Annotated in this window: 2 protein-coding genes; both read left to right on the top strand. The window is 70.4% G+C overall.

From position 1 onward, the window contains the following. The first annotated feature begins 61 nt into the window (after positions 1-61). On the top strand, positions 62-712 hold the full coding sequence (locus tag ABD207_RS13995; RefSeq protein WP_344012944.1) for a MobC family plasmid mobilization relaxosome protein: 651 nt from the start codon (positions 62-64) through the stop codon (positions 710-712). Continuing rightward, on the top strand, positions 709-2418 hold the full coding sequence (locus ABD207_RS13990; RefSeq protein WP_085571752.1) for a relaxase/mobilization nuclease domain-containing protein: 1710 nt from the start codon (positions 709-711) through the stop codon (positions 2416-2418). Before ABD207_RS13995 ends, ABD207_RS13990 begins: the two co-directional genes overlap by 4 nt. Positions 2419-2655 lie beyond the last annotated feature (237 nt).

The raw sequence follows: 2655 nt of genomic DNA, 5'->3' as shown, positions 1-2655 counted from the left end.
ACACCGAACCCCGTGCACACCAGCCCACCTGACGTGCAGTTTTCACGATGCACACTGCTCTATGCCCGACCTCCACAATGAACTCCCCACCAGCCAGCAGGAGGTGACCACCGCCGTCACCCAGCCAGCAAGGTATGACGTTGGACCGTCCAAGGGCCGGTCCAACGCGGACACCTCCGCCCCGGGGGTGGCGGAGGACTTCGGGCACCAGGGGGTGCCCGAGGAGGAGGCACCCGCCTACGCAGCCGAGCAGTCGCCCGCCGCCAGCGCCGACGAAGTCACCTTGCGTCGTCTCGCTCGCCGCCGTTCCCGCGAGGACGTCCAGCGCAAAAAGCGTGTCGACGTCCGCTACAGCGTCGACGAGAAGACCCGGATCCTCACCCGGGCCCGTGAGATGGGCATCGCCGGCGCCCACCTCGTCGGCGCCGTGATCATGGCCTACCTCGATGGCGATCTCACCGTGGGCCTGGCCGGGCAGCGCACCCAGCTCGATGATTGCCTCGACAAGCTCGACGCCCTGCGGGCCGAGGTCGCCCGCATCGGCAACAACGTCAACCAGATCGCCCACCGCCTCAACGCCGGAGGGGATCCACACCCTGTGGACACCGCCGTCCTCGCGCAGACCGAGCGCACCCTGGACGCAGTCCGCGCCGCGATCGGCGACATCGCGCAGACCATGAACCACGCTGTCTCCGCGAAGGCGGCCCAGTGATCGCCAAGATCGGCAGCGGCAAGGACACCGCCGGCCTGATCCGGTACCTGTTCGACACGAAGAAGGCCAAGGACCACACCGACCCGCACCTGATCGCCTCCTGGGACGGCTTCGCACCCGACCCAGGCCGCGCCGACGACTTCGACGCCACAAAGAAGCGCCTCGTGGCCGACCTCGACCTGCGGGTCAAGCAAGCCCGCCGACTGGGCCGGGTACCCGAGCGGCACGTGTGGCACTGCTCGGTACGTGCCGCCCCCGGCGACCGGCACCTCACCGACGCCGAGTGGGCGGACATCGCGCGCCGCATTGTGGCGGCCACCGGCATCGCGCCACAAGGCGACCCCGACGGGTGCCGTTGGGTCGCCGTACGCCACGCCGACGACCACATCCACATCGCCGCCACCAAGGTCCGAGGAGACCTGAGCACCGCCCGCCACTGGAACGACTACCTGAAGGCCGACAAGGAACTCGCCGCCATCGAGAAGGAATACGGACTCCTGCAGGTCGTGCGCGGCGACCGCACCGCCACCAAGCGCCCCACCCGCGCCGAGATGGAGAAAGCCCGCCGCGCCGGCACGACTCGGACCTCCCGCGAGCGCCTGCGCACCACCGTCCGCCAGCTGGTGTCCATCGCCACCAGCCCGGAGGAATTCCTCCACCTGCTCGACGGCGTCGAAGGCGTCCTCGTCGATGTTCAGCACTTTCCCTCCGGCGACGTACGCGGGTACAAGGTCGCCGTGGCAGGCGACACCAACGCCGCCGGCGAGCCGATCTGGTTCTCCGGCGCCAAACTCGCCCCCGACCTGTCCTTCCCCAAGATCCGCGAACGCCTCACCGCCATCGAGGCTCCGCCCGCAGCGGAGCCGGGCAGCCGGCGCAGGCCCAACCCCTGGTACCAGGCCACCGCCGCGGCCGAGCGCATCCCCCACCACCTCGACCACGGTGACGACGCGGCAGCCCAGGCCCACATCGCAGCCTTTGGCGAAGCCATCGATGTCCTGCCGCTGCTCGCCCCCAGCCACCTGCGGCCACAGCTGCAACAGGCCGCCACAGCGTTCGAACGCGCCACCCGCTCCCGCATCCGCGCCCAGCAGGACCAGGCACGCGCCCTCCGGGGCGCCGTCCGCGCGCTGCGCACCGTGCCGGTCACCGGTGACGGGTCCGGGCTGGCGATGTTCCTCGACATCGCAGTGCTCGTCATCTTCGCCACAGCCCGCTGGCACCAGGCTCGCCAGCACGACCAGCAGGTCGCCGCCGCCCACCAGGCCCTGGTCCATCTGCAGGCCGTCTCCCAACAGGCTGCTGCCGAGCCACTGGCCGCCCTGGCCCAGCGCCAACCACCGGCCCGCACCATGGAACGGCACGCCCAGCGGATCCTCGTGATCGTGCCCGAACACGCTCAGCAGATCCTCGACGACCCCGCCTGGCCGGCACTCGCCGCCGCCCTGACCGAAGCCGAGACCGCCGGCCACGATCCCGAGCTGCTCCTCCAGCATGCCGCCCGCCGGCGCACCCTGGACGACGCCCGCTCCACCGCCAGGACCCTCACCTGGCGCATCCAACGCCTCGCCGCCCGGCAGGCCCCCAGCGCCCGAGCACGAGCCGCCCAAGCCCGCACGAGCGTTGCAGCACGAACGGCACAGCGTGGCCAGACCCCACCGAGCCCTTCGCAGCCTGGGCCTGCGGCACCTTCTCGACACCGGTAATTCCGGCACTGACGGCCTCGCGCGCGAGGCCGTCAGCAGGAGGAAGGCACCTGTCCCGTTCACCCCCAGGCTCCCACACCGCTGACACCACACAACGGGCGCTTGGCCGGTCCACGACGGGCGCGGGTTTCCTGAGTGAACATTCGCGCGTTTCCTGAGTGAACGCTCTGGTGTTTCCTGAGAAGCTGTTGTCTTTCCGGACGTGAGGACTGCGTTTGCGCTGGTGGGGCATAGGGT

Origin of the sequence: Streptomyces thermospinosisporus (genome assembly GCF_039526425.1) — a bacterium.
Taxonomy (GTDB): Bacteria; Actinomycetota; Actinomycetes; order Streptomycetales; family Streptomycetaceae; genus Streptomyces; species Streptomyces thermocarboxydovorans.
The sequence above is the reverse complement of the archived record's forward strand: the minus strand, read 5'-3'. Positions and strand labels throughout refer to the sequence as shown.

Coding starts and splice junctions, on each gene's coding strand:
- ABD207_RS13995 (WP_344012944.1), top strand. CDS start 62: ATGCCCGACCTCCACAATGAACTCCCCACCAGCCAGCAGGAGGTGACC.